Origin of the sequence: Trebonia kvetii (assembly GCF_007827045.1) — a bacterium.
GTDB classification, from domain to species: domain Bacteria; phylum Actinomycetota; class Actinomycetes; order Streptosporangiales; family Streptosporangiaceae; genus Trebonia; species Trebonia kvetii.
The window spans coordinates 155,028-180,010 of the sequence record NZ_RPFW01000005.1; the positions used below are offsets into that span (position 1 = coordinate 155,028).

At 68.6% G+C, this 24,983-nt stretch carries 24 protein-coding genes and 3 pseudogenes; 18 read left to right on the forward strand and 9 right to left on the reverse strand.

Annotation, left to right across the window (positions count from 1 at the left end; genetic code table 11):
- The 8 genes and pseudogenes from EAS64_RS25720 to EAS64_RS48075 all read left to right on the forward strand — a co-directional run.
- Window positions 1-420, forward strand: coding sequence for a roadblock/LC7 domain-containing protein (locus EAS64_RS25720; RefSeq protein WP_145857030.1), 420 nt, complete (start codon window positions 1-3; stop codon window positions 418-420).
- Window positions 421-530: 110 nt separating this feature from the next.
- Window positions 531-812 (forward strand): DUF742 domain-containing protein, encoded by a 282-nt coding sequence (locus EAS64_RS25725; RefSeq protein ID WP_246115866.1) that lies wholly within the window; start codon window positions 531-533, stop codon window positions 810-812.
- The gene (locus EAS64_RS25730; protein WP_145857032.1) at window positions 793-1,392 is read left to right on the forward strand and encodes a GTP-binding protein; all 600 of its coding nucleotides are present in this window, start codon (window positions 793-795) and stop codon (window positions 1,390-1,392) included. Before EAS64_RS25725 ends, EAS64_RS25730 begins: the two co-directional genes overlap by 20 nt.
- A 289-nt stretch (window positions 1,393-1,681) precedes the next feature.
- Window positions 1,682-2,080 (forward strand): molybdopterin cofactor-binding domain-containing protein, encoded by a 399-nt coding sequence (locus EAS64_RS25735; RefSeq protein ID WP_222849605.1) that lies wholly within the window; start codon window positions 1,682-1,684, stop codon window positions 2,078-2,080.
- A 613-nt stretch (window positions 2,081-2,693) separates the two neighbouring features.
- Window positions 2,694-2,852: a hypothetical protein gene (locus tag EAS64_RS43830; RefSeq protein ID WP_187366175.1), complete on the forward strand. Its 159-nt coding sequence runs from the start codon at window positions 2,694-2,696 to the stop codon at window positions 2,850-2,852.
- 33 nt (window positions 2,853-2,885) lie between these two features.
- Window positions 2,886-3,236 (forward strand): hypothetical protein, encoded by a 351-nt coding sequence (locus tag EAS64_RS25740; RefSeq protein WP_145857033.1) that lies wholly within the window; start codon window positions 2,886-2,888, stop codon window positions 3,234-3,236.
- A gap of 1,061 nt (window positions 3,237-4,297) precedes the next feature.
- Window positions 4,298-6,919 (forward strand): helix-turn-helix transcriptional regulator, encoded by a 2,622-nt coding sequence (locus EAS64_RS25750; RefSeq protein WP_145857036.1) that lies wholly within the window; start codon window positions 4,298-4,300, stop codon window positions 6,917-6,919.
- A 799-nt stretch (window positions 6,920-7,718) separates the two neighbouring features.
- Window positions 7,719-9,584, forward strand: a pseudogene (locus tag EAS64_RS48075) (winged helix-turn-helix domain-containing protein); the annotation flags it as partial.
- A 104-nt stretch (window positions 9,585-9,688) separates the two neighbouring features.
- Here the strand turns inward: EAS64_RS48075 and EAS64_RS48080 are convergent.
- On the reverse strand, window positions 9,689-10,021 hold the full coding sequence (locus tag EAS64_RS48080; protein ID WP_500691524.1) for a DUF8691 family protein: 333 nt from the start codon (window positions 10,019-10,021) through the stop codon (window positions 9,689-9,691).
- Here EAS64_RS48080 and EAS64_RS25760 point away from each other — a divergent pair.
- Window positions 10,014-10,196 (forward strand): hypothetical protein, encoded by a 183-nt coding sequence (locus EAS64_RS25760; protein WP_145857040.1) that lies wholly within the window; start codon window positions 10,014-10,016, stop codon window positions 10,194-10,196. The genes EAS64_RS48080 and EAS64_RS25760 overlap by 8 nt on opposite strands.
- 190 nt (window positions 10,197-10,386) lie before the next feature.
- Here the strand turns inward: EAS64_RS25760 and EAS64_RS25765 are convergent, their stop codons facing one another.
- Both EAS64_RS25765 and EAS64_RS25770 read right to left on the reverse strand, forming a co-directional pair.
- Window positions 10,387-10,914, reverse strand: coding sequence for a DUF7144 family membrane protein (locus EAS64_RS25765; RefSeq protein ID WP_145857041.1), 528 nt, complete (start codon window positions 10,912-10,914; stop codon window positions 10,387-10,389).
- 386 nt (window positions 10,915-11,300) lie between these two features.
- The gene (locus EAS64_RS25770) at window positions 11,301-11,528 is read right to left on the reverse strand and encodes a hypothetical protein (protein WP_145857044.1); all 228 of its coding nucleotides are present in this window, start codon (window positions 11,526-11,528) and stop codon (window positions 11,301-11,303) included.
- A 585-nt stretch (window positions 11,529-12,113) separates the two neighbouring features.
- On the opposite strand from EAS64_RS25770, the gene EAS64_RS25775 reads away from it, so the two are divergent.
- From EAS64_RS25775 to EAS64_RS25785, 3 genes are all read left to right on the forward strand, one after another.
- A complete protein-coding gene (locus tag EAS64_RS25775; protein ID WP_222849606.1) occupies window positions 12,114-13,241 on the forward strand; it encodes an MIP/aquaporin family protein in 1,128 nt (375 codons plus the stop codon).
- Window positions 13,242-13,342: 101 nt separating this feature from the next.
- On the forward strand, window positions 13,343-13,996 hold the full coding sequence (locus EAS64_RS25780; RefSeq protein WP_145857046.1) for a hypothetical protein: 654 nt from the start codon (window positions 13,343-13,345) through the stop codon (window positions 13,994-13,996).
- 211 nt (window positions 13,997-14,207) lie between these two features.
- Window positions 14,208-14,636, forward strand: a complete 429-nt coding sequence (locus tag EAS64_RS25785) for a hypothetical protein (protein ID WP_222849607.1) — start codon at window positions 14,208-14,210, stop codon at window positions 14,634-14,636.
- A gap of 101 nt (window positions 14,637-14,737) precedes the next feature.
- Here the strand turns inward: EAS64_RS25785 and EAS64_RS25790 are convergent, their stop codons facing one another.
- Window positions 14,738-15,130 (reverse strand): SHOCT domain-containing protein, encoded by a 393-nt coding sequence (locus tag EAS64_RS25790; RefSeq protein ID WP_145857048.1) that lies wholly within the window; start codon window positions 15,128-15,130, stop codon window positions 14,738-14,740.
- Window positions 15,131-15,504: 374 nt separating this feature from the next.
- Between EAS64_RS25790 and EAS64_RS25795 the strand changes: the two genes are divergently transcribed.
- The 3 genes from EAS64_RS25795 (at window position 15,505) to EAS64_RS45035 (ending at window position 19,260) form a co-directional block, all read left to right on the forward strand.
- Window positions 15,505-16,896 carry a DUF2252 domain-containing protein gene (locus tag EAS64_RS25795; protein WP_145857998.1) on the forward strand — a complete coding sequence of 464 codons (1,392 nt, stop codon included), beginning with the start codon at window positions 15,505-15,507 and terminating at the stop codon, window positions 16,894-16,896.
- Between the two features lie 376 nt (window positions 16,897-17,272).
- Window positions 17,273-17,713 carry a hypothetical protein gene (locus tag EAS64_RS25800; protein ID WP_145857050.1) on the forward strand — a complete coding sequence of 147 codons (441 nt, stop codon included), beginning with the start codon at window positions 17,273-17,275 and terminating at the stop codon, window positions 17,711-17,713.
- A gap of 131 nt (window positions 17,714-17,844) precedes the next feature.
- On the forward strand, window positions 17,845-19,260 hold the full coding sequence (locus tag EAS64_RS45035; RefSeq protein WP_145857052.1) for an alkaline phosphatase family protein: 1,416 nt from the start codon (window positions 17,845-17,847) through the stop codon (window positions 19,258-19,260).
- Between the two features lie 406 nt (window positions 19,261-19,666).
- Here EAS64_RS45035 and EAS64_RS47595 read toward each other — a convergent pair.
- Window positions 19,667-19,981 (reverse strand): annotated as a pseudogene (locus EAS64_RS47595) (glycoside hydrolase family 15 protein); the annotation flags it as partial.
- A gap of 743 nt (window positions 19,982-20,724) precedes the next feature.
- On the opposite strand from EAS64_RS47595, the gene EAS64_RS25815 reads away from it, so the two are divergent.
- A complete protein-coding gene (locus EAS64_RS25815; RefSeq protein WP_145857056.1) occupies window positions 20,725-20,931 on the forward strand; it encodes a hypothetical protein in 207 nt (68 codons plus the stop codon).
- A 75-nt stretch (window positions 20,932-21,006) separates the two neighbouring features.
- Here EAS64_RS25815 and EAS64_RS25820 read toward each other — a convergent pair whose 3' ends face one another.
- The gene (locus EAS64_RS25820; protein WP_145857058.1) at window positions 21,007-21,225 is read right to left on the reverse strand and encodes an amphi-Trp domain-containing protein; all 219 of its coding nucleotides are present in this window, start codon (window positions 21,223-21,225) and stop codon (window positions 21,007-21,009) included.
- A gap of 767 nt (window positions 21,226-21,992) precedes the next feature.
- Between EAS64_RS25820 and EAS64_RS25825 the strand changes: the two genes are divergently transcribed.
- A complete protein-coding gene (locus tag EAS64_RS25825) occupies window positions 21,993-22,190 on the forward strand; it encodes a hypothetical protein (RefSeq protein WP_145857059.1) in 198 nt (65 codons plus the stop codon).
- Between the two features lie 8 nt (window positions 22,191-22,198).
- Here the strand turns inward: EAS64_RS25825 and EAS64_RS25830 are convergent, their stop codons facing one another.
- The 3 genes and pseudogenes from EAS64_RS25830 to EAS64_RS25840 form a co-directional block, all read right to left on the reverse strand.
- A complete protein-coding gene (locus tag EAS64_RS25830) occupies window positions 22,199-22,741 on the reverse strand; it encodes an IS3 family transposase (protein ID WP_145857062.1) in 543 nt (180 codons plus the stop codon).
- Between the two features lie 172 nt (window positions 22,742-22,913).
- Window positions 22,914-23,204, reverse strand: a pseudogene (locus EAS64_RS47990) (IS3 family transposase); the annotation flags it as partial.
- The gene (locus EAS64_RS25840) at window positions 23,201-23,500 is read right to left on the reverse strand and encodes a transposase (RefSeq protein ID WP_222849609.1); all 300 of its coding nucleotides are present in this window, start codon (window positions 23,498-23,500) and stop codon (window positions 23,201-23,203) included. The gene EAS64_RS25840 and the pseudogene EAS64_RS47990, both read right to left, overlap by 4 nt.
- Window positions 23,501-23,923: 423 nt before the next feature.
- Here EAS64_RS25840 and EAS64_RS25845 point away from each other — a divergent pair, with 423 nt between their 5' ends.
- Window positions 23,924-24,907 carry an IS110 family RNA-guided transposase gene (locus tag EAS64_RS25845; RefSeq protein WP_145857067.1) on the forward strand — a complete coding sequence of 328 codons (984 nt, stop codon included), beginning with the start codon at window positions 23,924-23,926 and terminating at the stop codon, window positions 24,905-24,907.
- Window positions 24,908-24,983 lie beyond the last annotated feature (76 nt).

Here is a 24,983-nt window from a genome sequence, read left to right on the forward strand (position 1 = left end):
ATGGCACAGACCGACACCACGGGACAGTTGAGCTGGCTGCTGGACAACCTCGTGAGCCGGGTTGAGCACGTGCAGCAGGCGCTGGTCCTGTCCCGCGACGGGCTGGTGGTGGCGGCGTCGAGCGGGCTGGACCGGGAGGACGGCGAGCACCTGTCGGCCCTGGCGGCCGGGGTGCAGAGCCTGGCCCGGGGCACCGGGCGGCACTTCAACGGGGGCGAGGTCCGGCAGACGATCATCGAGATGGAGCACGCGTTCCTGTTCGTGATCGCGGCGGGGCGGGGCACCTGCCTGGCCGTGCTGACGTCCGCGAGCGCGAACGTGGGAGTGATCGCGTACGAGATGGCGATGCTAGTCCGCCGGATGGGTAAGCACCTGGCGGCCGAGCCAAGATTCCCTGAGCCCGAGACAGCCGCGGAATGACCCCCCGGGACTGTTACGGGCACGAGAGTCCCGGGGACCGCTGGTTCGGCCAAGAGGCCGGACCGGTGGTCCGTCCCTATGCGGTTACCAAGGGGCGAACCCATGCTGCCGTGTCGTTCGGCTTGATCGACGTGGTGGTAGCGACCGGTGAGCGGCCGTCGTCGGAGTACTTCCGGCCCGGCCCCGAGCACCGGCGGATCCTCTCGGCCTGTTACCGGCCCGTGCCTCTCGTGGACCTGACATCGGAGATCGACCTGCCCTTGGGGGTGGTCCGGGTGCTGCTCGGCGACCTAGCCCACGAGGGTCTGGTCCGGGTCGTCTCCGCCCAGCGCCAACAGCTACCTGACCAGCGTCTACTCAGAATGGTTCTCGATGGACTTCAATCACTGTGACCCAGCGGCGTCCGGAGACGACGTCCCCACCACCGCCAAGATCCTGATCGCGGGCGGGTTCGGGGTGGGGAAGACGACCCTGGTCGGGGCGATCAGCGAGATCCGCCCGCTGCGCACCGAGGAGCCGCTCAGCGACCGCAGCGTGGGCATCGACAACACCCAGGGGGTCAGGTCGAAGACCACCACGACGGTGGCGATGGACTTCGGGCGGATCAGCTTCCGGTCCCAGCTGGTGCTCTACCTGTTCGGCACCCCGGGCCAGGAGCGGTTCTGGTTCATGTGGGACGACCTGTCGCTCGGCGCGATCGGGGCGATCATCCTCGCCGACACCCGGCGGATCGCGGACTGCTTCGCCTCGATCGACTACTTCGAGCGGGCCGGCACGCCGTTCATCATTGCGGTCAACTGCTTCGACGACGCCCAGGTCTTCGAGCCCGACGACATCAGGATCGCGCTCGCCCTCGGCCCGGACGTACCGATCGTGCTGTGCGACGCCCGCGAGCGCGAGTCGGTCCGTCAGGTGCTGATCCGGCTGGTCCGCTACGTCATGACCAGCCGGAGCCAGGCCGCTCTCACGTAACGCGGCCACCGCGGGCGCACTGGGCTCACTGGCCTGGTGATTCTCGTGCGCCGGGCACACCGTGCGGTAGCGGGTCCTGTCGGCGGACCAGACCCGCCGGTGTGCGGATCGTGCTGCTCGTGCTGTGGGTGCCGAAATTGTGTGCCACCTGGGCGGATGCTCTGCAGATCGCGTTTGGCTCGTCCCGCGTTCGCTGGACGCGATTGTCGCGCCAGCGGCGGGCGCGATCCCGTGGACTTCCGCCGCGACCTGCTGGCCGGCAACCCGCGGAGGCTGCGGACGCTGGAGCTTGCCGCCAGCCGGGCCGGGGGGAGGGGGGAGCCCGCTGCCCGAAGGCCGGGCCCGCGGCGTCGCCTGCAGCAGCTTCCTCGACAGCCACAGCGCCCAGGTCACCGAGGTCTCCCTCGACAGCCGCGGCCGCGTCCGCATCGAGAAGGTCACCTTCGCCCTTGACTGCGGCATCATCGTCAATCCCGATCTGGTCCGCGCGCAGGTCGAGGGCGGCCTCATCTGGGCGCTGGGCACCGCCGCCTGGGGCGAGGTCGTGCTCGGGGACGGCGGCGAGATCATCCAGAACGATGGCGGCCCAACCTGGCCGGGCAAGCTCAACCAGCTCCGCGGTGAACGCCGCCGGCGCGCTGCGGGCCGCCCCGCCGACTTCGCCAAGCGGGCGCGCACGGCGCCCTAGCGCCCACGTGACCTGCGCCGCGATTTGGCCGTAGCCAGCCCCGAGCATGTCGACGCCAGTCCTGAACTCACCGAAGGCGAGCGGACGGGCATTCCCGACCGCACGGCGATGAAACTGATCCCGCGGCTGGCCGGTCTCCAACCCAAAACTCAAGCCAGCGCGACGTAAGATGCACTGACTCCCCATGGCCCGGCTAGCGCGCGGCGGTGTCCGGGAAGAGGGGACAAGCTCATTCCGCGTCCCACAGAAATCCCACAAATCCGGGCTCCCGAGGGTGATCCCCACAAGAAACCCACGGATAAGACGGCACAAGCCGGCATTCGTCGGCACGGCCGCCTAAGATTGCTCTATCGGTTCGTACAGGTCTTTATGCAGGTGCAGGGCTGGCAAGTCCGGACTTCGCGGTCACCCTGGCAGGGGACAGACCCTCTTACAACCGGCAGGTCACTGGTTCGAGCCCAGTACCGCCCACCGAGAAGGTTCCTGCCGTCAGCCCTCTCACCTGACCCCATGGGGGCTGGGCCGTTCGGGGGCCGGATCCCCGTTTCCCTGCTCAAGCCCGGTGAACGTAGTTTCCGGGTTGTCAAACGAGTTCGGGGAAGGAGGCCCGGCTATGTCTGTCTGCGTCAGAATCGACGTGCACCGCAAGCGCTCCCAGGTGGCGGTGATCAACGAGGGTGGCGAGGTGCTCGCCAACCGCCACGTGCCCAACGGTGTCAGGCCGATCCTGTCGGTGATCGGCGGGCTGCCGGCGGGCACCGCGGCAGCGTAGGAGGCCGCGTTCGGCTGGGGGTCGCTGCTGGAGTTGCTGGAGGAGTACGGCTTCGAGCCGCACATGGCCCGCCCGCTGCAGTGCAAGGCGATCGCCTCGGCGCGGCTGAAGAACGACAAGGCCGGTGCCGCGATTGGCGCGCAGCTGCTGCGCGCCGGCCTGCTGCCGGAGGCATGGATCGCCCCGCCGGAGATCCCCAGCTGCGGGCCATGTCACCGGCGACGCCCTGGCGCTCACCGGCGCCGCGGCAAGAAGATCGCCACCACGGCGATCGCCCGCAAGCTCCTCACCCGCGTCTATCGCCTGCTCACCGACGCCAGCGCTGCGGTGAGCCCAGCTAGCGGGGAGGCCGCCAGCCCCGGGCGAGCTCGCGTTTTCGCATGAGCCGGCCGCGCCGCGCTCGATCACCTGACTGAGCAGGCCGGTCCCCCGGATGACACGGTCATGGCGACCGCCCGGCCCTTAGGGCAGGAGCCGAATGGGTGCATGTGAGACCACTCCGACGACCAGCGCATCAACCCGGGGAACGCCCGGCAACCGGCCCCGCACCATGACAACCCAGCAGGAAACACCACCCGTTCCTCTCTCCCGATCATCGGCCGCCGCCCGGCAGCGTCAAGCTCGGGCGAACCACTGGATGCCCTAGCAGGCGCCTAGACCGCTCCTGTCCCGCTGGCGTGTACCCCCCTTGCGCATACCGCTCGGTCCGGTCCCCGGCAACCATGCGGCGTCACGACAAGTTGTCAGCTCCATCGACCTGATGACGATTGTCAGCCGTACCATGTCGTGCCCCATATAGAAGAGCGGCACCCGGCCGCCTGGTGTCCGCAGGCCGCGGTCCACAGGGCTTCGGCGGCGCTCAGGACCCCGCGCAGGCACACGGCCATTACGCGCGCCAGCAGCACGGCTGCCGCGACGGCCGCCGATGGGCAGCTCTCCTGATCTGGCATGTCCTCACCGGCTGTCAGCCATGCAAAGGTAGCCATCATCGACGCCAGCCTGGGCTCCGCGCAAGAGAGTCCGGCTTCTATCTGCCGCAGTGCGCTCCGCTGCCGGTGTGGAAGGTTCACCCCTGTCGCCCCCTATGATCCGCCCCAGGTTCGCTGCCCTACCACCATGAGCCGCGAGAAGGCGTGCGGGCACCACCCGGACCAGGGTGATTGAGACCGGATCGGCGTCACCGACTGCGCACGAGCCCGCGGCGAAGCGGCGTCCGCCCGCAGGTCATGCCCCTAGAGCCGCCCGTCATCGGAGATGCCAGCGGCCAGATCACCCGGCGCCGGTTGCTTTGCGTGCGTTCGGCGAACAGGCCGGTGACCACGTGATGGCGCTCGGTCTTCACCCGCAGAGGAGGAGGAATAAGGCGGGACTGATGCCGCACACTGAGGTGGGAGGGATTCGGGCCTGTGGCTATCTGCCCGGCGGTTTGAGACGCAGGGAGTGTCTTGGCAGACGACGCGAACGCTGGGTACACGGCGCAGGACGTACGGTTCAGGGCCGCGAAGTTCCGGCGTCCGGCGCTGCCTGCGACGCTGGTCACGCGATCCGCGTTGCATGGCCGGCTCACGGCTGGTGCCGGCCAGCGGCTGACCATAGTGGTGGGGTCGGCCGGCGCGGGCAAGACCGTGCTGCTGTCGAGCTGGGCCGCGGAGCGGTCGCCTGGCGTTACAGCGTGGCTGTCCTGCGACAAGGCTGATGCGAACCCTGTTCGATTCTGGGCTGCTTTCATCGAGGCTCCACGAACGATAGCGCCGGGATTTGGCAGCGATGCTGCCGACCTGCTGGCCACGGACGAGGTCATCTCGGCCGATGTCGTCGCATCGGTTGTCAACGACGCCGCGAAGCTTCCCGCGGGATCGGCGATTGTGGTGGACGACTTCCATCTCGCAGCGCCCGTGGTTTCGGGGGATATGAGCGACCTTATCGAGCGGTGGCCGGCCCAGACCGTCCAGCTGGTCCTGGGCAGCCGGGCCGACCCTCCGGTTCGGCTGGACCGGTGGCGGATGTCCGGCGAGTTGTGCGAGCTTCGTGATCGTGACCTGTGTTTCTCGCTGGCGGAAAGCGGCGACCTGCTGGCGAAGTTCGGTGTAAGTGTCTCCGCTGCTGACCTTGCGCTGCTCCACGAGCGAAGCGAGGGGTGGGCCGCGGCCTTGCAGATGGCGGCGCTTTCGCTGCGCGATACAACGGATCCGGCGCGAGCACTTGCCCTCAACAGCCATGCGATCGCCGAGTACTTCGTCGCCGAGGTTCTGGATCAGCAGCCGCCTGAGGTAGCCCAGTTCATGCTCGACACGTCCGTGCTCGAAGAGCTGACCGCGGATGCCTGCACCGCAGTCACCGGATGGGAGAACGCGGCGGGGCTGCTGCGCCGCATTGACGCGGACAACTTGTTCCTCGCGGCACTCGACGAGGAGCAGGTGACCTTCCGGTGCCACCCTCTGGTACGCGACGCGCTGCAGGGGGAGCTGCGTGCCAGAGACGGGGCCCGCGAGCTGGCGCTCCAGCTGCGGGCGGGCGAATGGTTCGAGTCTGCCGGCGAGAGCCGCCGCGCCGCCCGCCACTTCCTCGCGGCTCATCAGGCCGACCGGGCCCTGGCCCTTGTCCGGGATCAGCTTGCGACCAGCTTCCTGAGCGACCCGGGGGTGCCGGCGCCGCTCGACATCGAAACGATCGATCCCGCGACGCTTATCGATGTGCCTGACCGGCTGCTGGCGCTGGCCGCCGACCTGCTGCTGTCAGGTGACATCGCCCGGGGCAGCGAATATCTTGACCTGCTGGAGCATGCCCTCCCGTCAGCGCCGCCCGAACCTGCGCTGGCGGCCCAGCTCGCCGCGGCACGGGCGGTGCGCAGCATGCAGGCAGGCCAGGCCGAGCAGGCCGTGGCCGAGGCTCTCGCCGCGCGGGCGATCGAGCAGCGTGCGCAGCTCACCGACGAATGGGCCGCCATTCTCGCCGTGCCCCTCGTCCGTGGCTATACCTGGCTTGAGGACTTGTGTGCGGTTGAGCGTGAGGGATCTACCGCTCTTGCGGCGCCCGATCTGCCTGAGCCGGTCAAGCTGGTGATGGTCCCCGGGGCGCGGGCGCTGGCGCGGTTTGAGCCTGGGTACTTGGCTGAGGCCGCCGAGGCTGCCAGGGACGCGGAGGGGGCGGCGGACCGGCTGGGATTCAGCGGGCACTTCTTCGCGGTGGACTACCTGCGCGCGCTGGCGGGGCTGGCGCTGGAGCAGCGGGACCTGGATACCGCCGAGCAGCTCACCGAACGGGCCCTGACGATATCCATACATCGCCGGCCCCCGTTGGAGTTCCTGGGGCTGCTGGACCGGGCGCGGATCTGGGCGGCCCGCGGGCAGGTCCGCGAGGCGCTGGCGACCGTGGCGACGGCGGACCAGCTGCTGGCCAGTCCTTCGCCGGTGCTGCGGGCCCGCGCTGATGAGCTGCAGGCCGAGCTGCGCCTGTCGCTCGGCGACCTGCGCTCCCCGGCCGGGCTGGCCCGCGGCCTGCCCGCCGGCCGCCGGGAACTGCTGCTGGCCAAGATCGCGCTGGCCGCCGGCGACGGCCACGCCGCGCTGGACCACCTGCGGGCGCCGCCGGGACAGGCGACGCCACGGCACGCGCTGGTGCGCCAGCTGCTGCTGGCCGCGGCCGCGATCGAGCGCGGCGACCCCGCGGCGGCGGGCATCGTGGGCGGCGCGCTGGCCGCGGCCCGCCACGCGGGCTTCCTCGGCACCGTCGTTACCACCGCTCCCCAGCTGACCAGCTACCTGATCGAGCACGCCGCGCAGATGCACGACGACCCGTTCACCGCACAGCTCATCGCCGCGGCCGTCGATGCGCGCGCGACCGAGCCTGGCACCTTGCAGCCGCCCCGCGCGCTGCCCGAGCCGCTGACAGCCGCCGAGCTGCGCGTGCTGAAGCTGCTGCCGACCAGCACCTACCCGGAGATGGCAGCCACCCTCGATGTGTCCCGCAATACCATCAAGTCCCACCTGCGGTCGATCTACCAGAAGCTCGGGGCGGCGTCACGCTCGGACGCCATCGAGCGGGCAATCGACCTGGGCCTGCTGTGAGGCGATGAGAGCAGGCGAACCGCAGCCACAGGGACTGCTGCCTGAGGACGTTGGTCCTCTGGCAAGCGGGCGGCAGGCCTGATTAGCTGGTGAAATGGCTACCGCGACTGAGCGCGGGCCCGCACCAGGCGCGCGGTTCGCGCAGACGAAGTTCCGGCCTCCGGAGTTGCCTGGCACACTGGTCAGGCGGGCGGTGCTGCATGACCGGCTGACGGCAGGGATCGGCAAGCGGCTGACTATTGTGACGGGGTCGGCCGGCGCGGGCAAGACCGTGCTCCTGTCGAGCTGGGCAGCGACACGACCACCTGCCGCTACTTCCTGGCTGTCCTGCGACAATGCCGATGCTCATCCGCCCCGCTTCTGGGTCGCCTTCATTAAGGCGCTCAGGCAGCTGGTGCCGGAATTCGGCGCTGACTCAGCCGGTCTGCTGGCACGGGGCGCCGCGCTGGCCGATGTCATCGCGTCGGTCGTCAATGATGCTGCGATCTTGCCCGCGGGATCGGCGATCGTCGTGGACGACTTCCATCGCGCGGCGCCTGCAGTCGCCGCGCAGATGATCGATCTGGTGGCATGCTGGCCAGTCGGGACGGTACAGCTGGTGCTCTCAGGTCGCTTCGACCCTCCGCTGCGGCTGCATCGGCTGCGGATGTCAGGTGAGCTGTGCGAGCTTCGCGACCGTGACCTGTATTTCTCGCTGACGGAAAGCGGCGACCTGCTGGCGAATTTCGGTGTGGATATCGCTGCTGCTGACCTGGCGCTGCTGCATGACCGAAGCGAGGGGTGGGCGGCGGCGCTTCAGATGGCGGCGCTATCGCTGCGCGATGCCAGCGAGCCGGCACTGGCAGCACGGGCGCTGGATATCCGCCGGCATTCGATCGTCGCGTACTTCATCGCAGAGGTCCTGGACCGGCAGCCGCCTGAAGTTGCCCAGTTCATGCTTGACACCTCTGTGCTGGAAGAGCTTACGGCGGCGTCGTGTGCTGCCGTCACCGGCAGGCAGGACGCGGGGGCGATGCTGCATGGCATCCACGCCGCTAGCCTGTTCCTGGTGGCACTCGACAATGAGCGGGCGACCTTCCGGTACCACCATCTGGTACAGCAGGTGCTGCGCGCGGAGCTGCGGGCCCGGGACCCCGGCCGCGAGCGGGCACTCCAGCTGCGGGCGGGCGAATGGGGTGAGTCTGCCGGCGAGAGCCGCCGCGCCGCCCGCCACTTCCTCGCGGCTCATCAGGCCGACCGGGCCCTGGCCCTTGTCCGGGATCAGCTTGCGACCAGCTTCCTGAGCGACCCGGGGGTGCCGGCGCCGCTCGACATCGAAACGATCGATCCCGCGACGCTTATCGATGTGCCTGACCGGCTGCTGGCGCTGGCCGCCGACCTGCTGCTGTCAGGTGACATCGCCCGGGGCAGCGAATATCTTGACCTGCTGGAGCATGCCCTCCCGTCAGCGCCGCCCGAACCTGCGCTGGCGGCCCAGCTCGCCGCGGCACGGGCGGTGCGCAGCATGCAGGCAGGCCAGGCCGAGCAGGCCGTGGCCGAGGCTCTCGCCGCGCGGGCGATCGAGCAGCGTGCGCAGCTCACCGACGAATGGGCCGCCATTCTCGCCGTGCCCCTCGTCCGTGGCTATACCTGGCTTGAGGACTTGTGTGCGGTTGAGCGTGAGGGATCTACCGCTCTTGCGGCGCCCGATCTGCCTGAGCCGGTCAAGCTGGTGATGGTCCCCGGGGCGCGGGCGCTGGCGCGGTTTGAGCCTGGGTACTTGGCTGAGGCCGCCGAGGCTGCCAGGGACGCGGAGGGGGCGGCGGACCGGCTGGGATTCAGCGGGCACTTCTTCGCGGTGGACTACCTGCGCGCGCTGGCGGGGCTGGCGCTGGAGCAGCGGGACCTGGATACCGCCGAGCAGCTCACCGAACGGGCCCTGACGATATCCATACATCGCCGGCCCCCGTTGGAGTTCCTGGGGCTGCTGGACCGGGCGCGGATCTGGGCGGCCCGCGGGCAGGTCCGCGAGGCGCTGGCGACCGTGGCGACGGCGGACCAGCTGCTGGCCAGTCCTTCGCCGGTGCTGCGGGCCCGCGCTGATGAGCTGCAGGCCGAGCTGCGCCTGTCGCTCGGCGACCTGCGCTCCCCGGCCGGGCTGGCCCGCGGCCTGCCCGCCGGCCGCCGGGAACTGCTGCTGGCCAAGATCGCGCTGGCCGCCGGCGACGGCCACGCCGCGCTGGACCACCTGCGGGCGCCGCCGGGACAGGCGACGCCACGGCACGCGCTGGTGCGCCAGCTGCTGCTGGCCGCGGCCGCGATCGAGCGCGGCGACCCCGCGGCGGCGGGCATCGTGGGCGGCGCGCTGGCCGCGGCCCGCCACGCGGGCTTCCTCGGCACCGTCGTTACCACCGCTCCCCAGCTGACCAGCTACCTGATCGAGCACGCCGCGCAGATGCACGACGACCCGTTCACCGCACAGCTCATCGCCGCGGCCCTCCAGGTGAGCGCCAAGCGCCCACGCCGCGGGTTGACCGAGGCTCTGACCGATGCCGAGCAGCGCGTGCTGGAACTCCTGCCGACCAGCACCTATCCGCAGATGGCAGCCACCCTCTACCTGTCCCGCAACACCATCAAGACCCACCTCCGGTCGATTTACCACAAGCTCGGGGCGGCGTCACGCTCGGAGGCCATCGAGCGGGCAGCTGAGCTGCGCCTGCTCTTAGATCGCTGGGTAGATCGTCTGACCGTCGGCTCCGTTTGCTGCTCCGCTCCCAGGGCTGCACGCGGTCAGCCGCCGCCGGGAGGCACTGGCTCCACCAGGTGTACTTCGACGACGTCAAGCCCCAATCCGGTGATCCGGTACACCAGCCCGAGGAAGGCTGCCTGGTCTGGCAGCTCGGCCCGAAGGGTAGTCGTGCCCGCGCCGACCCTGACCTCGCAGTCATCGAATTCCGCGCTCAGCGCAGCGCCCGCCTGTCCGGAGAAGGTGATTTCGTATATTCGCGGTCGCACTGGGATGCCTCGCAGTCTGCTGGCTGATATACCGCCAGACTGCCAAGGGGCCGGACCTGCCGCATCACCCGCCGACGGGTGAAACGGACCCCGGCAGCACATGGACATCGGCCGGGACAACGGCGGCGTCGTCGACCTCGACTACGAAGACAAGGCCCCCTACGCCTTCACCGGCACCATCAAGAAAGTGGTATTGGACCTCAAACCCGCGGCTCACGAACACGAGAAGGCCCGGCACGAGCACCATTCAAGGGAGGCCGTCGCGGCTGGCGTCGCCGGCTGACAGCCGCACGACGGGCCGGCGGCTAGCCGCCGGACCGGCGTGACTACATTTCCGGGGAGGAGTGAGCAATGCCGCGGGCGCCGCTGTCCCTAATGGACTGGGTTGGCTCGCGGTGAACCGCGTCATGGCCGTTGACCCCGGCGGTTATCGCCATCGCGGGGTCAACAGCCTTCCGGCGGATCGGCTGCGCCTATGCGGGCATTTCCCGGTGCCTGCGGGCAGTGGCGAGCGCCCAGACGATGAAGACGTCGACGGCGATCACCAGGATCGACCAGAACGGGTAGATCGGAAGGAACATGAAGCTTCCGATGGCGCCTAGCACGCCCAGCACGAGGCCTGCCCACCGGGCCCAGTCCATGCCCAGGAGGACGCATACGCCGACGGCTGCCACCACGATCCCGAAGATCAGGTTCGCCCAGCCCCAGCCGCTGAGGGTCCACCCGTACGCATAGTGGTGCGTAGCGGAGTAGCCCGATTGTGTGCTGAAGTAGGAGGACCTGACCACCAGGGCAAGCCCGGCGAAGAAGTCCCACAGGCCGCCGAGAATCAGCAGCCACCCGGCAGCCGAGGCGTAACCCGACGTGACGTCTCTGGCGTCACTTGTAGAGCTGGCGTATCCGCCTACTGGTTCGCTGACGGGCCGCTGGGACGGAATCCTGGACTGGCCGGCCGCGGCAGCAGGCCGGTCGACAGGCTGCTGGTCGTGTGTACTGCTCATCACACGGCCTCCTTTCAGAGTTGGCCACACCTCGACGCTAGGCAGGCGGCCAGGCAGCGGCATCACCCGGCGCGGGGTGAAATGGCCTCGCCCCGCACTGCGTGAGGCGCGGTGGTACCTCATGGCCCACGATCGACACAGAGCGGCCGTCCATTCGCCGCCTAGCGGGACGAAGATGCCGGCGGCAGCGGAGGTCATGGAGCGACCGGTGGCACTGTGCTCACGGGCGAGGCGGACAAGAGCCAGCATCCCTACCGGGGACGCGAGCGCGCCGAGCACGCTGGCTTCACCAGCATGTTCGACATTCAAACACCGGGGGACTCCGGCTAGGCCGTCGTGCCGGGGCATCGGGTCTAGCTCACGAGCGCCCTCGGGTGACGGTCGACTCAGGTGAGCGTCTGGCCCGCATGGTCCCGCCGGACGTGCCTCTCATAGGCGGCGACGCCTTCCCTGAACGGGTAGGGCCCGCGGATCTGCTGCAGCTCCAGTGAGACGTCACGGTAGTCCAGGTCCGGATCGTCGCCGCAGTCGCAGCAGATGAGCTCGTATACGTGGATGGAGCCGCCTTGCGGCTGACCGCCGGGGATGCGGGTCGGGCGGCCCCGAAGAACCACTGTCCAGCCAGGCCCGGCCTGCCCGCGGGTCGTTTCGCCGACTTCCGTCGAGATGGCTGGGCTGGGGACACGGGGCTGAAGACGATTGTGCTGATGCTCTGCCTGCGCTTCACGGTAAGGCATTGACGCGCCCCCTCTCGTTCATGATCAGCCCGATGCACCGCACTGGCGTGAACCCGGGAGACCACTGTCACCTCATAGCGGGCGGCGGCGTGCAGCGGCGCTGCCCTGATCCATCACCGCTTCATTCGACCGCCACGGGACTGCCGCCACATCGTCCTGTTGGGATGATCCAGTTCCGGTCGGGGTTTGTGTGTGGAGATCAGGAACGTCCGGGGTCGCGGGACCTTGGCCTCCTGCCGTTTCACGATAGCGGGGAACCACTGTTCGTTCGGGACAAATTAAGGGAGCGGCCGGGCGAACAGACCGAGCAGTTGTATGGTCGCGAAGCTGGGCCGCGTCGCCAGGCAGTCGCCGTGGTCGGCGAGCCGGGATTCCTGAGGGTGACGGCCCGTCTTTCACCCTATCGGGGCGATGGAACTGGGCCGTGGTGGGAGGTGCAATAGCGCCAGGCAGCGTAGGTGCATGGGCCAGATCACGAGATTCCAGGAGGGTTTGCGCAGGGTAGCGATGATCGGCGAAGGCTTCGCCGAAGACCGGGCCGGGCTCGGGGTTGCGATCCTCATTGTGAAGCTTCTTCGATGGTGTTGTTGGGGGGACTTGGACGTGGCAGGCAACGTGCCGGTGAGCCGAGTGGATGGTCCGGCGGCACCGGGGAACGCACCTGGGGCGGACGCTGCGCGCGGCCCGGCGGCCCGGGAGGTCGACCCGGCGGCGCTGGGGACGGCGTTCCCGCGCACGCACCACGTACTTCAGCTTGAGTTCGGGGACCGGAAGGACTTCGATGATCCGCGCCTGGAGTGGCGGCGGCTGTTCTCGGAGCTGCTGGGCACCTTCGCGCTGGTCCTGGTCGCCTCGGGCGGGGGGCTTTTGCACGCGAAGGGGCAGATCAGCCTCGCCGCGGCGGTCGTCGCCCCGGGCCTGATGGTGATGGCGATCATCTTGTTCATGGGCGCGGTCTCCGGCGCGCACCTGAACCCGGGCGTGTCGCTGGCCTTCGCGCTGCGCGGGGACTTCCCGTGGAAGCGTGTCCCGGGCTACGTCGTCATCCAGCTCATCGGCGCGACGCTGGCGTGCCTGTTTCTGCGCTGGGTGTTCGGGAACGTCGAGCATCTGGGGGCGACGCTGCCGGGCCCGGGGTACAAGAACTGGCAGGCCCTGCTGATGGAGATCGTGCTGACCGCGCTGCTGGTCAGCGTCATCTTGGGTACCGCATCGGCGGCGCAGAACGTCGGCGCGATCGCCGCGCTCGGCGTCGGCGGCTACATTGCCCTGGCCGGCCTGTGGGCGGCACCGGTGAGCGGCGTGTCGATGAACTCGGCCCGCTCCTTCGGCCCCGCCCTGGTCAGTGGCGACTGGACGAGCTACTGGGTGTATGTCGCGGGGCCGATCGCCGGCGCGCTGATCGCCGTCGGCTTCGCCATGGTGCTGCGTGGCCGGGGCGGCGACGCCATGTCCCGGGCGGCGGGTTCCGGCAAGCTGGACAAAGGAGCGCTGACCGCCAAGGCGGAACCGTCCGAGGACATCGACCAGGGCAACGTCGTCCCCCCGGACACCGCCGCCGACAGCGATGCGGAGCAGAGCGGGCAATAGCCGGAGTTGCGGGCCTCATCCGGTACCGTCCGCCGCGTCACCCCCAGGTGGGTGATGCGACTTGCCCGACGGCTGTGAATGCTGGACGGGGGAGGAATGCCATGACGGTTGTGCCGACTGAGATCCCGACCGTTGGGGCGGTGGACACCCTGGAAGTCCGCTGGATAGCCGCCGGCCCGCTGGTCGCTCAGGTGCGGCAGTGGTTCGGGCGTTTTCCAACCGGAACCGAAGTACGGGAGGACGCCTACCTGCTGCTGCCGCGCCTGCCCGGACTATCGGTGAAGCTGCGGGACGGGGTCTCGCTAGACGTAAAGTCCTATCTCGGCTGCCCTGGCGTCATTGACCGGCTTGACAGCTGCCGCGGCCGCTTGGAGTACTGGCGGAAGTGGTCGTTCCGCTGCGAGCCGGTGGACCACGGCGACGTCCTGCCCGTGGGCTGGACAACGGTCAGCAAGAGACGGCTCAGGACCTGGTTCCCAATGCCCGCCAGCGAGGCACCTGCCGGGTCGCTCGTGGTGGCCGAGGCGGGCTGCGCGGTCGAACTCGCCCAGGTCCAGCTGCGCGGCGAACCGTGGTGGTCGGTGGGGTTCGAAGCGACGGGGCCGCTCGACCTGCTGCGGGGGGCGCTCGAGCACGCCGCCGACATCATGTTCGCCCTCCCGCCGCCGGCCGGGGTCGAATTCAGCCTAGATACCTCAAAGTCGTACGCGAAGTGGCTGACCGAGCACCCCAACCGGATGCCGGTCAGAGCATGAAGGCGAATTGCCCTGGCCGCTTAGCGCGGCCCTTTCCCGGGTGTGGGCCAGGGCCCGGATCGCCGAGACCCAGTAGGCGAGGACGAGCACCACCGGGAAATACGCGAGGACCGCGCATCAAACGCGTCATTGTTGCGCGACGACCCCGCAGGTCGAAGTGGCAAGGCCGGACGCTACCCCACGAACGACATCCCCCCGCCGGGGTGATGCCATGAGCGCTCCGGCTTGGCGCAGGCTGGCCACGGGCAAGCCGCGTGGGCCGCCATGCCCGGCCCCCCTTCCAATCGAGGTCGAGCATCTCAGCAACCTGACCCAGCAAGAGGCCATCGAGCTCGGCAGCAAGGTCGGTGCCCTGGTCGGCTTGGGCATGGAGGGCGAGGAAGGCGCCGCGGCTGGCGCGCAAGAAGCGGCCGAGGGGATCCAGGCGTTCGGCGACGCCGAGGAATGGGATGTCCTCGAGGAGCTCCCCAACGACTCCGCGGCCGCGTTCATCCTCCTGGAACAACACTGGGCGGTACCGCTGCGCGACGCGATCGCCCGCGCCGGCGGCTTCAAGATCGGCGATTGGAACATGCCGGGCAGGCCCGGTGACCGGTGTAGTACCTACGACAAATTCTGCGCGAACGCCAGCCGGAGGTGATGATGAGCAGCACCGCATGCTTGACGCGCATCGCGTTGCGACGGCGAAGACGGCAGTGCCGCCTTCGCCGTCCGGCTGGACCGGGCTCTGACCCGCGCGTGTCAGGCTGCCGTCTGGTGCAGGATCTTTTCCCTCCCCCGCTCGTAGTCGGCGCCGCTGATGACCCCTTGGTCACGCAGGCCGGCAAGCTTGGCCAGGTTGTCGGCGGTACCGACGCCCTCCGGCACTGCCATGCTGGCGTAAGCGCCGGACGCCTCGTCCTGCGCCTGTGCCTGTGCGGCCTGCCGGTCGGCCATCTGGCCGCCACGCGCGATCAGGTACACGAACACGCCGAGGAACGGCAGGAGGATCGTGAAGACCAGCCAGCCTGTCTTGCCCCAGCCGCCCAGGTCGCGGCTTCTGAAGATGTCCATGATCACCCGGAACAGCAGGAAGAACCACAGAATCCACAGGAAGAACCACATCATGAGCAGGAACGCGTCTAGCAACGGCATCTTCCTCACCCCCTAGTGAGCACCCGCCTCAGGCGCCCCTCTACTACCAGCAGGTTTGCCTCGGCAGCAGCCAACGGGGCAGGGCCATCCGTCCTCAAGGTCAAAGCGTTGGTCCTGGCCCATCCGCGGCAGGCCACCAGCCGTTCCCGCGTGGGAGGGCCATGAATGCCGTGTTCACCCCTTGGTGGGCGATGCCGTACCTGGCGTGGAGGTGCTCGGCTAGTACCAGCAAAGGGAGCGGTCCGCGGCCGCCGCAGGCCGGCGATACCAGGCGGTCGCTCCGGGATGGAGTGGTCATGACTGTGATGGCTGATCGTGTCGCAGGAAGCAGGTCTGGTGCGCGGGCTTCTGTCCGGATCCGGGCGTCGCGTGAGATGGTGGAACAGCTGACCCGCGCGGACCGGATGGCACTGGGTAAGGATGCCCGAACGCTAGCGCCGCTGGAGTCGCAGGCTGAGTTCGCGCCGGATAGATCGCGGGATCCCGTTGGGCTGCTGCTGGGGCAGGCGAAGTCGCGGGTGGCGGAGCTGGTGCCGGTGCGGCACGGGCGGATGCTGGTGTCGGCGTTCACGTTCTACCGGGGGGCGGCGCTGCCGATGGCGGCCGACCTGGCCACCACGCCTGCGTCGGGGCTGCGGGTGCAGCTGTGCGGGGACGCGCACCTGGCCAATTTCGGGGCGTTCGCCTCGCCGGAACGGCGGCTGGTCTTCGACGTCAACGACTTCGATGAGACCGTGCCTGGCCCGTTCGAGTGGGACGTGAAGCGGCTGGCTGCCAGCCTGGCTGTAGCCGGACGCGACAATGGGTTCCCCCTTAAGGCCCGCCGCAAGATCGTCCTGGCGGCGGCCGAGGGGTACCGAACCGCGATGCGCGGCTTCGCCGAGCAGCCGCTCCTGGACGTCTGGTATGCCCACCTGGACATCGAGCAGGCCATCGGCGACTTCAGGGCCCAGATGAAGGCGAAAAAGTTCAAGGCGGCCAAAGGCTTGCTGGCCAAAGCACACACCGCTGACAGTACGAAGGCGCAGCGTAAGCTCACCACCATCGCCGATGGACAGCGGCGGATCGTCAGCCAGCCTCCGATGATCATGCCCATCGAGGAGGTCTTCGCCAGCGTCCAGGCCGACGCGATCTACCAGGAGATCCGCACGGTGCTTGGCAAGTACCGGCGCACCTTGCAGTCTGACCGGAGGCACCTGCTCGAGCAGTTCAGCCTGGTACAGGTGGCTCGCAAGGTCGTCGGGGTCGGCAGCGTCGGTACCCGCGCCTGGATCTTGCTGCTGGACGGCGGGGACGGGACCGAGCCGCTGTTCCTGCAGGCCAAAGAGGCCCAGCCGTCCGTCCTTGCGGAGTACTGCGGGCGCAGCCAGTACACCAACCAGGGTGAGCGGGTCGTCGCCGGGCAGCATCTCATGCAGGCCGAGAGCGACATCTTCCTCGGCTGGACCCGCGCCACGGGCCCGGACAAGGTGGACCGCGACTTCTACGTGCGCCAGCTCAAGGACTGGAAGTTCTCCTTCCCGATCGAGCTCATGATCCCGTCCGGGATGGCCCTCTACGCCGGTATCTGCGGGTGGACCCTGGCCCGGGCGCATGCGCGCTCCGGTGACCGCGTCGCCCTGGCCGCCTACCTCGGCGACTCCGACCGGTTCGACCAGGTGATCGCGGACTTCGCAGAAACCTACGCCGACCAGAACGAACGCGACTACGCCGCATTCCAGGCCGCAGTGAAAGACGGCAAGGCCGAAGCCACCACCGAGATCTAGGGGAGCCATCGTCTCAGCGGAAAGCCGTCGCCAGGGCCGGACACAATCCATGCGAATTGGGCGGTCGGAGTGAACTGCACCGGGTCATCATGTGCGGCTGGACGCCGCCAGCGCGCCTGGTTGGGCTCGGTCGCGCGTGGTGGGAGCCGGTCTCCTTGGCCGGTGGGGCTGAGGGGACACTCTTCTCACCCGTACCTGGGTGATGCCGGGCCGGGGTGGCCGGTGGTTCTGCGGTGCCAGTCGGCCTACTTAGGTCGAAACCGGAGTACTTCCCTTGCAGGCTCTCCCGGATGATGACCGGGGGTCGGGGCAGCGAGGCGTCGCCCGCGGGCACAGTCATGACGCTGCCCCGGCCCGCAGTCCGTCGGGCGGGCCGGTGGCGAAGCCGCCCGATCCGGCGGGCGATGAACTCATCCAGCCCGACGGTCTGGCTGCGGACCACGTCGAGCGCATCGCTCGCGACCCCGCTGGAGGATCTGGCGATGACGGCACCGAGGTCGGTCTGCTCGACCAGCGCGTCGACGTCGATGCGCTCAACGACGACGTTCACGTCTACCTGCCCGAGCAGGCGGTCCAGGTCGACCCGGTCCAGCGCCCGTTCGATGTCGACCCGGTCCAGCACGGCGTTCAGGTCGACCCGGTCCAGCAGTCCATTCACATCCAGCGCGGAAACGACAAGCTCGACCGCACGGTCCGCAACGGCCTGGGCCTGCGCCTCCACCCACGAGCCAAGCCGGTCGTTCACAGGGCGCAGTCGCGCAAGCGGGTCCATGCAAAAAGTGTCGCTGTGTTTAGCCGGGCCCGGATCACCCCCTAGGGGGTGTCCGCCAGATCCGGGCAGTGCGATTCTGGAGGCGCAAGCATCTTAGCTTCCAGCCAGCCCGATGGTTCACTTCCCACATGGGCGCCGCCGCACTTGGGTAGCTGGGGGACCACGGGGGTGTCGCGATGGGGGAGTCCGGTACGGCCAACCTTGAGAAGGTTGACCACATCGTCGTCCTGATGATGGAGAATCGCTCTTTCGACCACATGCTCGGTTACCTGTCTCTTGAGGGTGGCCGCGGTGACGTCGACGGCCTGCGAGAAGGGCTGGCCAACGAGCACCAAGGACGCAGTTATCCGGTCTACCACCTCGGCACCACGGTCATCGGGGAAGATCCCGACCACTCCGCCACCTCAGTCGACCTGCAGATCGGCGGCGGCAAGATGGACGGCTTCGTGGCCAGCTACGCCGCCACGATGGAAAACCTCGGGGTAGAGAACGGGGACCCGGCACCCATCATGGGCTACTACCACGCCGCGGATGTCCCGGTCTATGACCACCTCGCCAGCCAGTTCGCCGCCTGTGACCGCTGGTTCAGCTCAGTTCCGGGGGCGACCTGGCCGAACCGCCTGTATGCCCTCTGCGGCCGCGCCGCCGGCAGCCGCGATTGCCATCCGCACAACTTGCCGCCGTTGTACAACCAGCCCTCGTTCGTGCGCCGCCTCGACGAGCACGGCGTCTCCTGGCGCTGGTACTCCAGCGACATCGGCACCTTGCGGATGGCTGATCAGCTCTACTGCCTTGGCCGCCACGACAGATTCGCGTACTTCACCAAGACCGGCCTGCCCTGGAAGACGAGGCTGAACCTCCGGGTTCAGAGCGAGGATCCGAGTTTTCTTGAAGACGCCGCCCGCGGTACATTGCCGTCGGTCTCGTGGATCGACCCGAACTGGGGCAACTTCAACCCATTCGGCTTCGAGCAAAACGATGACCACCCGACCGCGGACATCAGCGACGGCCAAGACCTCGTTCTGGCGGTCTACCACGCGCTGGCGACCAGCCCGCAGTGGGACAAGACGCTCCTGGTCATCTTCTACGACGAGCACGGCGGGTTCTTCGATCATGTTCCGCCACCCGAAGCCGACGACGACGATCCCAAGACGTTCGGCCGCTATGGCGTGCGTGTACCGGCGATGATCGTGTCGCCGTGGGTCGAGCCGGCTTCGGTGTCACACACGCTCTTCGATCACACATCGGTCATCAAGACAATCCTGCTGCGCTTCTGCGCCGCCGACCTCGAACACCGAGATCGCCGGGAGCGCCTGTCCGCCTGGCTCAGAGCCGGCCATCCGCGCTATCTAGGAACACGGGTCGCGCACGCCAACAACCTGGGAGAACTTCTGACACGCCCCGCGCCCCGCCCCGCGCCAGCCCACCACAACCTGATAGCAGGCGCCGCAGCCCGGGCGGCCGAACAGACCCAAGCAGCCGCCGCCGGCAAACATGAACCCGATCCTCAGCCGCAGACAGACTGGCAAAAGCACATCGCCACCGCGACTCACCTGCTGAGAAGCCGCGGACATCCGGCAGACCGAACCTAGTCTGAAATCGGTCTGAGCTTGTCCCCGTTCGCCGGGCGCGGCAGCCCCCGGCGCAGATTGGACACACAATATGCCCCGCCCGGCCTGAGCAACGGCTCCAGACGCTCCGCGTCGTACTTACCTCCGCCGGCGTCCAGCTCGGAAATAGGATCAGCGTCGTGACGGATGCCACGCCAGCAGCGTCGCGGGTGCCAGGGGGAAGACCGCGGTCAGCTCCTGCGCGGAACAAGCAGCGCCAGCAAGTGGACGATCTTAAGCAGCTGACACCGCCGCGAATCTTCCGCCCTGCCGCCCCGCACCTCCCCACCCCAGAGTGCAAAGGCCGCATGAAACCCAAGCGCCGGAAGAACAAATAGCGTGTCGGCATCTCCTGCCGGAGCTGGATCGGGGGTCGGTGGGGGGTGACGAAGCCCATCAGGGGCATGAGCAGCAGGGAGGCGTCTAGGACGTCGGTGCCGTAATGCTGCATGAAGGCGCCCTCTTCCTGGTGCCACCCGCGCGTCATGACCTGGTTGTTGATCTTGTCGCGTTCGGCCATCCAGCGGCCGATGTTGCCAGGCCGCCCGTGGGTGCCCGCCAGCCGGATCATGCGGTCAAGGGCGACCCAGCACTGGAACCGGCCGTAGGTGAAGTCCTTGCGGCGCCCGCGGGTTTCCCGGATTCCCTCTTCGGGCTGGTCCCAGTGCTCGCACACCCAGTCGGTGATCCGGCTTAGGTCCATCCAGCCTTCGTGTGCCGGGCCCAGCCCAGGGGCAGCGCGCGGTCGCCGCTGCCAGGAGGTCCCGTGCCGCTGAATTGATGTCACCGAGCGCGGGCCTAGCTATTACCGGGCGGCCCCAGCCACGATCCCTAGTTTCATGTCCCTGCCAGGCTCTCACTTAGCGCGATGTCTGTGCCTCACCCTTCTGAGGGTGAGTCGGGCAGCCCGGCCGACTGTCCGCCCTACCAGATGCTGCATGCCAGCCGTTGACGTTTACCGGGTCCGGTGCAGGGTTTGCTTAGGTTGCTGCTCGCCTGTAGGCGGCGCTGCCGCGCCGCCCTCGGTCCCCGGCGCTCCAAAGCCCGTCCCATCCGGCGAGTTCCTGTGGTATCAGTCCGGAGATCATGCTGTGCCGCAGTCGCTCGCAACCTCATAGGCATGCGGCGGGCTGGCGTTGCCGAGCACCGAACGTTCATGTCCTCACCCGAACGAGTGCGCGCTGAAGCCGCGGCACGACCTCGGAGTAATCCAGGTCAGGATGATCGCCGCAGTCGGGGCAGATGAGCTCATACAAGCCGCTGCAGCCATCGTGGATGCGGCCGTACACGCTGCGGGCTGGCGGCCCAGTCCGGCCAGGGCGCGGCCCCCGCGCCCCACACCCGATCGCTGGCATAGCGAACAGGAGGGCCGCCGAACCCATCCGGGGCCGGCACGCTCGAGGGCGGCCGGACCGATGTAAACCAAGCCGAGCCTGCCCGGACCGGATGCGGGCCCAGCCACAAGACAAGCGCCTGCGGCAGTCGCCGGCAGGCCTGGAGTACGAACCGGCAGCCGCAGAGGCAGGTCGCGCGCTGCTCGCGGCCTCGCCGGACGGCTCGTTGCTGCGCGCCGGTCCGGCCGTCCTGGCCGGTACAGCCCTCACCGACTGGCGGCTACCGGGCCTGCTGCTGGCGTTGCTGGTCGGTGGCTGACATTTGTTCACGGCATGGTGGCAAGGAGGTAGCGGCTTGGCGCGCCATTCGACTGTCCCGCCAACGCTCTGATGACTACCAGGTCAGCTCGATCTCGAGTTCGGTGCCGTCGTCCTCAATCTCGAATTCCACTTTCAGATGGACCTGATCGGGGACGTGCGCAACGAACCGTAGGTCCTGTCGCTCGACCACGACGTCGTTGTTCGACGCTAGCTCGTCAGCGATTGCATGCAGGCGCTTGGCTGCCTCCTCCCGCGAGAGCGTGGTCTTCTCCTTCAGCTCCATTAGTTCCATATGTACCTCCGATTCATGGCGACGGTCCCGTCCTACATCAGATCGCGAGCTTGAACGCGGGTCCATCCCGGTGACACCGTCGACGTCGCAATCCGCTTGAAAGAAGTGTGCGCACCAGCGTCATGTCTGCGGATCACCCGGCAGAGGTGACCGATTGTCCCGCTAGGCCGGCTTGGCCGATAGACGGCCCTGTGTGGCGCGCCCCACAAAAGACCCACGGATAAAACCGCACAATCCGGCATTCGTCGGCAGGGCTGTTTAGAATGGCCCTATCGGTTCGTACAGGTCTTTATGCAGGTGGCGGGGCTGGCGAGTCCGAGCGTCGCATTCACCCCGGCAGGGACAGCCCCTCTTACAACCGGCAGGTCACTGGTTCGAGCCCAGTACCGCCCACCCAGGGTCAGCCCGCAGTCAGCCCTCTCACCTGCATCAACGCAGGAAGAGAGGGCTCTCCCATGTCGCAGGCCTCGCCCGCGGTCGTCAAGATCCCCACAAATTCCCCCACAACCAGCCCGGGGCGCTGCGGTCCGCCGTGCCCCAGGCCAGGTTCGCTCTACTGGTGCCGGACGCCCGGCCACCCGCGGCGGTGGCGAGGTCATCGAGCTTGAGCACGGCATCACGGTGTACCGGCCGCGACGAAGGGGGCCGCTTGGCGTGCGGTCTGGCGCGAGGCCGGGCGACGCGAACAGTGCGAGGCGGCCACCGAAGAGAAGCTGGCCGCCAAGCTGGAAAAGGTCAAGGACCGGCTGGCGGCCGACGCACCGAACATGAAAAGGCCAGGCGCCGACTCGATCGCACACTACCTGGACCCGGACCGCCTGCCGGTCAGCTCATGGTGGTCACGCAAGCACGCGCACACGCAGCGGCGGCTGTGCGGGCGGTTTGCCGCCCCGGTCATCGGTGCGGTCGCCTGCCAGGACATCAAGACTGAGCTGAGGTTGCCCCGCTTTGACGGACAGGGTTGATGGCTAGGTCAGGCTACTTGCCTGACGTTCTCGTGATGGTTGTCTTCGAAGTCGGCGGGGCTTTGGTAGCCGAGTGCGGAATGCAGCCGGGTGCCGTTGTACCAGCCGATGTACTCCACGACCGCCCGCCTGGCCCCGGCCCGGGTCGGCCAGGCCCTGGTGTCGATGAGCTCGCCCTTGAGCGAGGAGAAGAAGCTCTCGGCCAGCGCGTTGTCCCAGCACTGCCCGGTCCTGCCTACCGAGAGCGTGACCTGGTTCTGCTCGGCGAGGGCGGCGTAGGCGGCCGAGGTGTACTGGCAGCCCCGGTCGGAGTGGAAGACCACGCCCGGCTGCGGGTCGCGGGCGGCGACCGCGTTCGACAGCGCGCCGGCGATCAGCTCGGTGCGCAGGTGATCGGCCATCGCGTAGCCGACAACGCGGCGTGAGGCGATGTCGATCACGGTCGCGATTCTGTGGAATGCTCCTTCGTCGCAGTCCACAGAATCCGTGTTACGTGGGAATCCTCGCAGGTGAGGACGGCCTTCGGCCGACAGTGCCTTCCGCGCTCGGATTCCACGTAACTGATAGGTAGAGCCATCCTTCCCAGGTCGCGATGTAGGTGATGTCGCCGCACCATCGCATGTTCAGCTTGGAGGCGTCGGCGGTGAAGTCCCGCCTGATCCGGTCGGCCCGTGCGGCGGCGGCCGGGTCGGGGATGGTGGTCTTCTTCCACCGCTTAGCGGCCCGCCCGCGCAGGCCCTGGGCTCGCATCAGCCGGGCGACCCGCTTGCGGGAGTGCTTCTTTCCCTGGGCGCGCAGCTGCGCGTGGACCCGCGGGGCGCCGTAGCGGCCCTGGGAGTCCTCGTGGACCGCCTTGACCCGGGCGGCCAGCTCGGCGTCGTCCCGGTCCCGGCCCGACGGCCCGTCCCCGCGTGCTTGGTAGTAGGCGGACCTGGAGACCTTCAGCAGCTCGCACGCCCGCTTGACGTTGCGCTGCTGCGCCTTCTCCGCCTCGATGAAGGGGTAAAGCCTCACCGGGTCTCCTTCGCGAAGAAAGCCGTCGCCCGCTTGAGGATCTCGACATCCTCCTTCAGCCTGCGGTTCTCCCTGCGCAGCTGCGCGAGCTCGTTGCGCTCGTCGCTGGTCAGCCCGCCGTCCCCGGTCCCGGCGTCGCGCTCGGCCTGCCTGATCCACTCGCGCACCGCGGTCTCGGTCAGGTCGAAGTCCCTCGCGACCTGCCCCACCGACCGGTCCCCGCGCTGGCACAGCTCCACGATCTCCGCCTTGAACTCAGCAGTAAACGAACGGCGCCGCCGGGGCTTCTTCCCCATGCCTTCCATGATCGGCAATCCTTCCGGGGATGAACCCCTGATGGTGGATGTCCGTCAAAGCCTGGTCGCCGCGGCGGTCGCGCTGCCGTGAGAAGTGGGCGCGGGGCCGCGGGTTGCCGGCTGGCGCGGGTCACTGCCACTCCGTGGCGCGGGCGGCACCTCATGTGCTGGCTGCGGACCGCGACAGCTGATCGGTTCTCGCGGGACGTGCCGGGCTGGGACGATGGGCGCGGGCTGCCCGTGACGCCTGCCCCCTTTGGGACGCGAGCCCGTGTTAAAGCCTGGCGCCGGGACCTTGACCTGAGGGTCGCCTCTTGTCGCCTTTGAGCACGACGGTCAACATTCGCGGCTTCCGAGCCTGCACGACCGAGGTCCCCGGGCAGCCCGCCTGGTAACACCGGTTCCAAGCACAGGAGGCCCCGGTTGGGCAACGCGAGAGCACGGAAGATCCCCGCCCGCCTGGTAGAAGACGAGGACTACCAACTCCGCCACGAGCGGGTGGCGGGCAGCGACATCGCGAAGGCGAAAGCGGACGTGTGCACCCGGCTGCCGCCGGGCCGCGAGGGCGGGCGGCGGGCGTCGCGGGTCGAGGAGGTCCCCGCGACGGCGAGGGAGATCCTGGCCCTGGCCGGGCGGCTGCTCGCCGACCGGGTCGAGCTCGTGGTCATGGAGGCAACGTCGGATTACTGGCGGATGTGGTACTACCTGCTGGAGGCCGCCGGGCTGAGCGTCCGCCTGGTGAACCCGTCCCACGCCCGGCAGCTGGCCGGCCGGCCGAAGACCGACCGGCTGGACGCGCAGTGGATCGCCCGGCTGGCGGAGATGGGCCTGCTGCGCCCGTCTTTCGTGCCGCCGCCGGAGATCAGGGCGCTGCGGGACCTGACCCGCACGCGGCTGATGCTGGTCCGCGACCGGTTCCGGGAATGGCAGCGGCTGGAGAAGCTGCTGGAGGGCGCGCTGGTCAAGCTGTCATCAGCGGTCTGGTCGCTGGGCGCCTCCAAGTCCGCCCGCGCGATCCTGGAGGCCATCTGCGGCGGCGAGCGCGACCCGGGGACCCTGGCGGCCCTGGCCTCCGGGCGGGTCGCCGGCGGGCACGCCGCCGTCAGGCAGGCGCTGGACGGCATGCTCCTCGGCGACCACCATCCCGTGCTGATCCGCATGCACCTAGACCACGTCACGCTGCTGGACCGATCCGTCGCGGCGATCGAGGACGAGATCGAGGCCGCAGTGAGCGCGATCCCTGCGGCCTGGGGAATCAGCGCGGACGGCGTCCCGGCAGCGGACCCAGGCCCGGGCGCGACGGCACTGACCGCGGATCCAGCTAGCCCCGGGTCTGCCCTCGTCCGGCTCAGCCACTTGGCGTCCATCTTCGACGGGACGGCGTCGAGTGTCGCAAACATCACGTGAGGTTGCCTCGTTGACGGACACTCGGTGTTGCCCAGCTCGGCTCCTTCGAACTCGAAACAGCCAGCCCTAGCCTGCT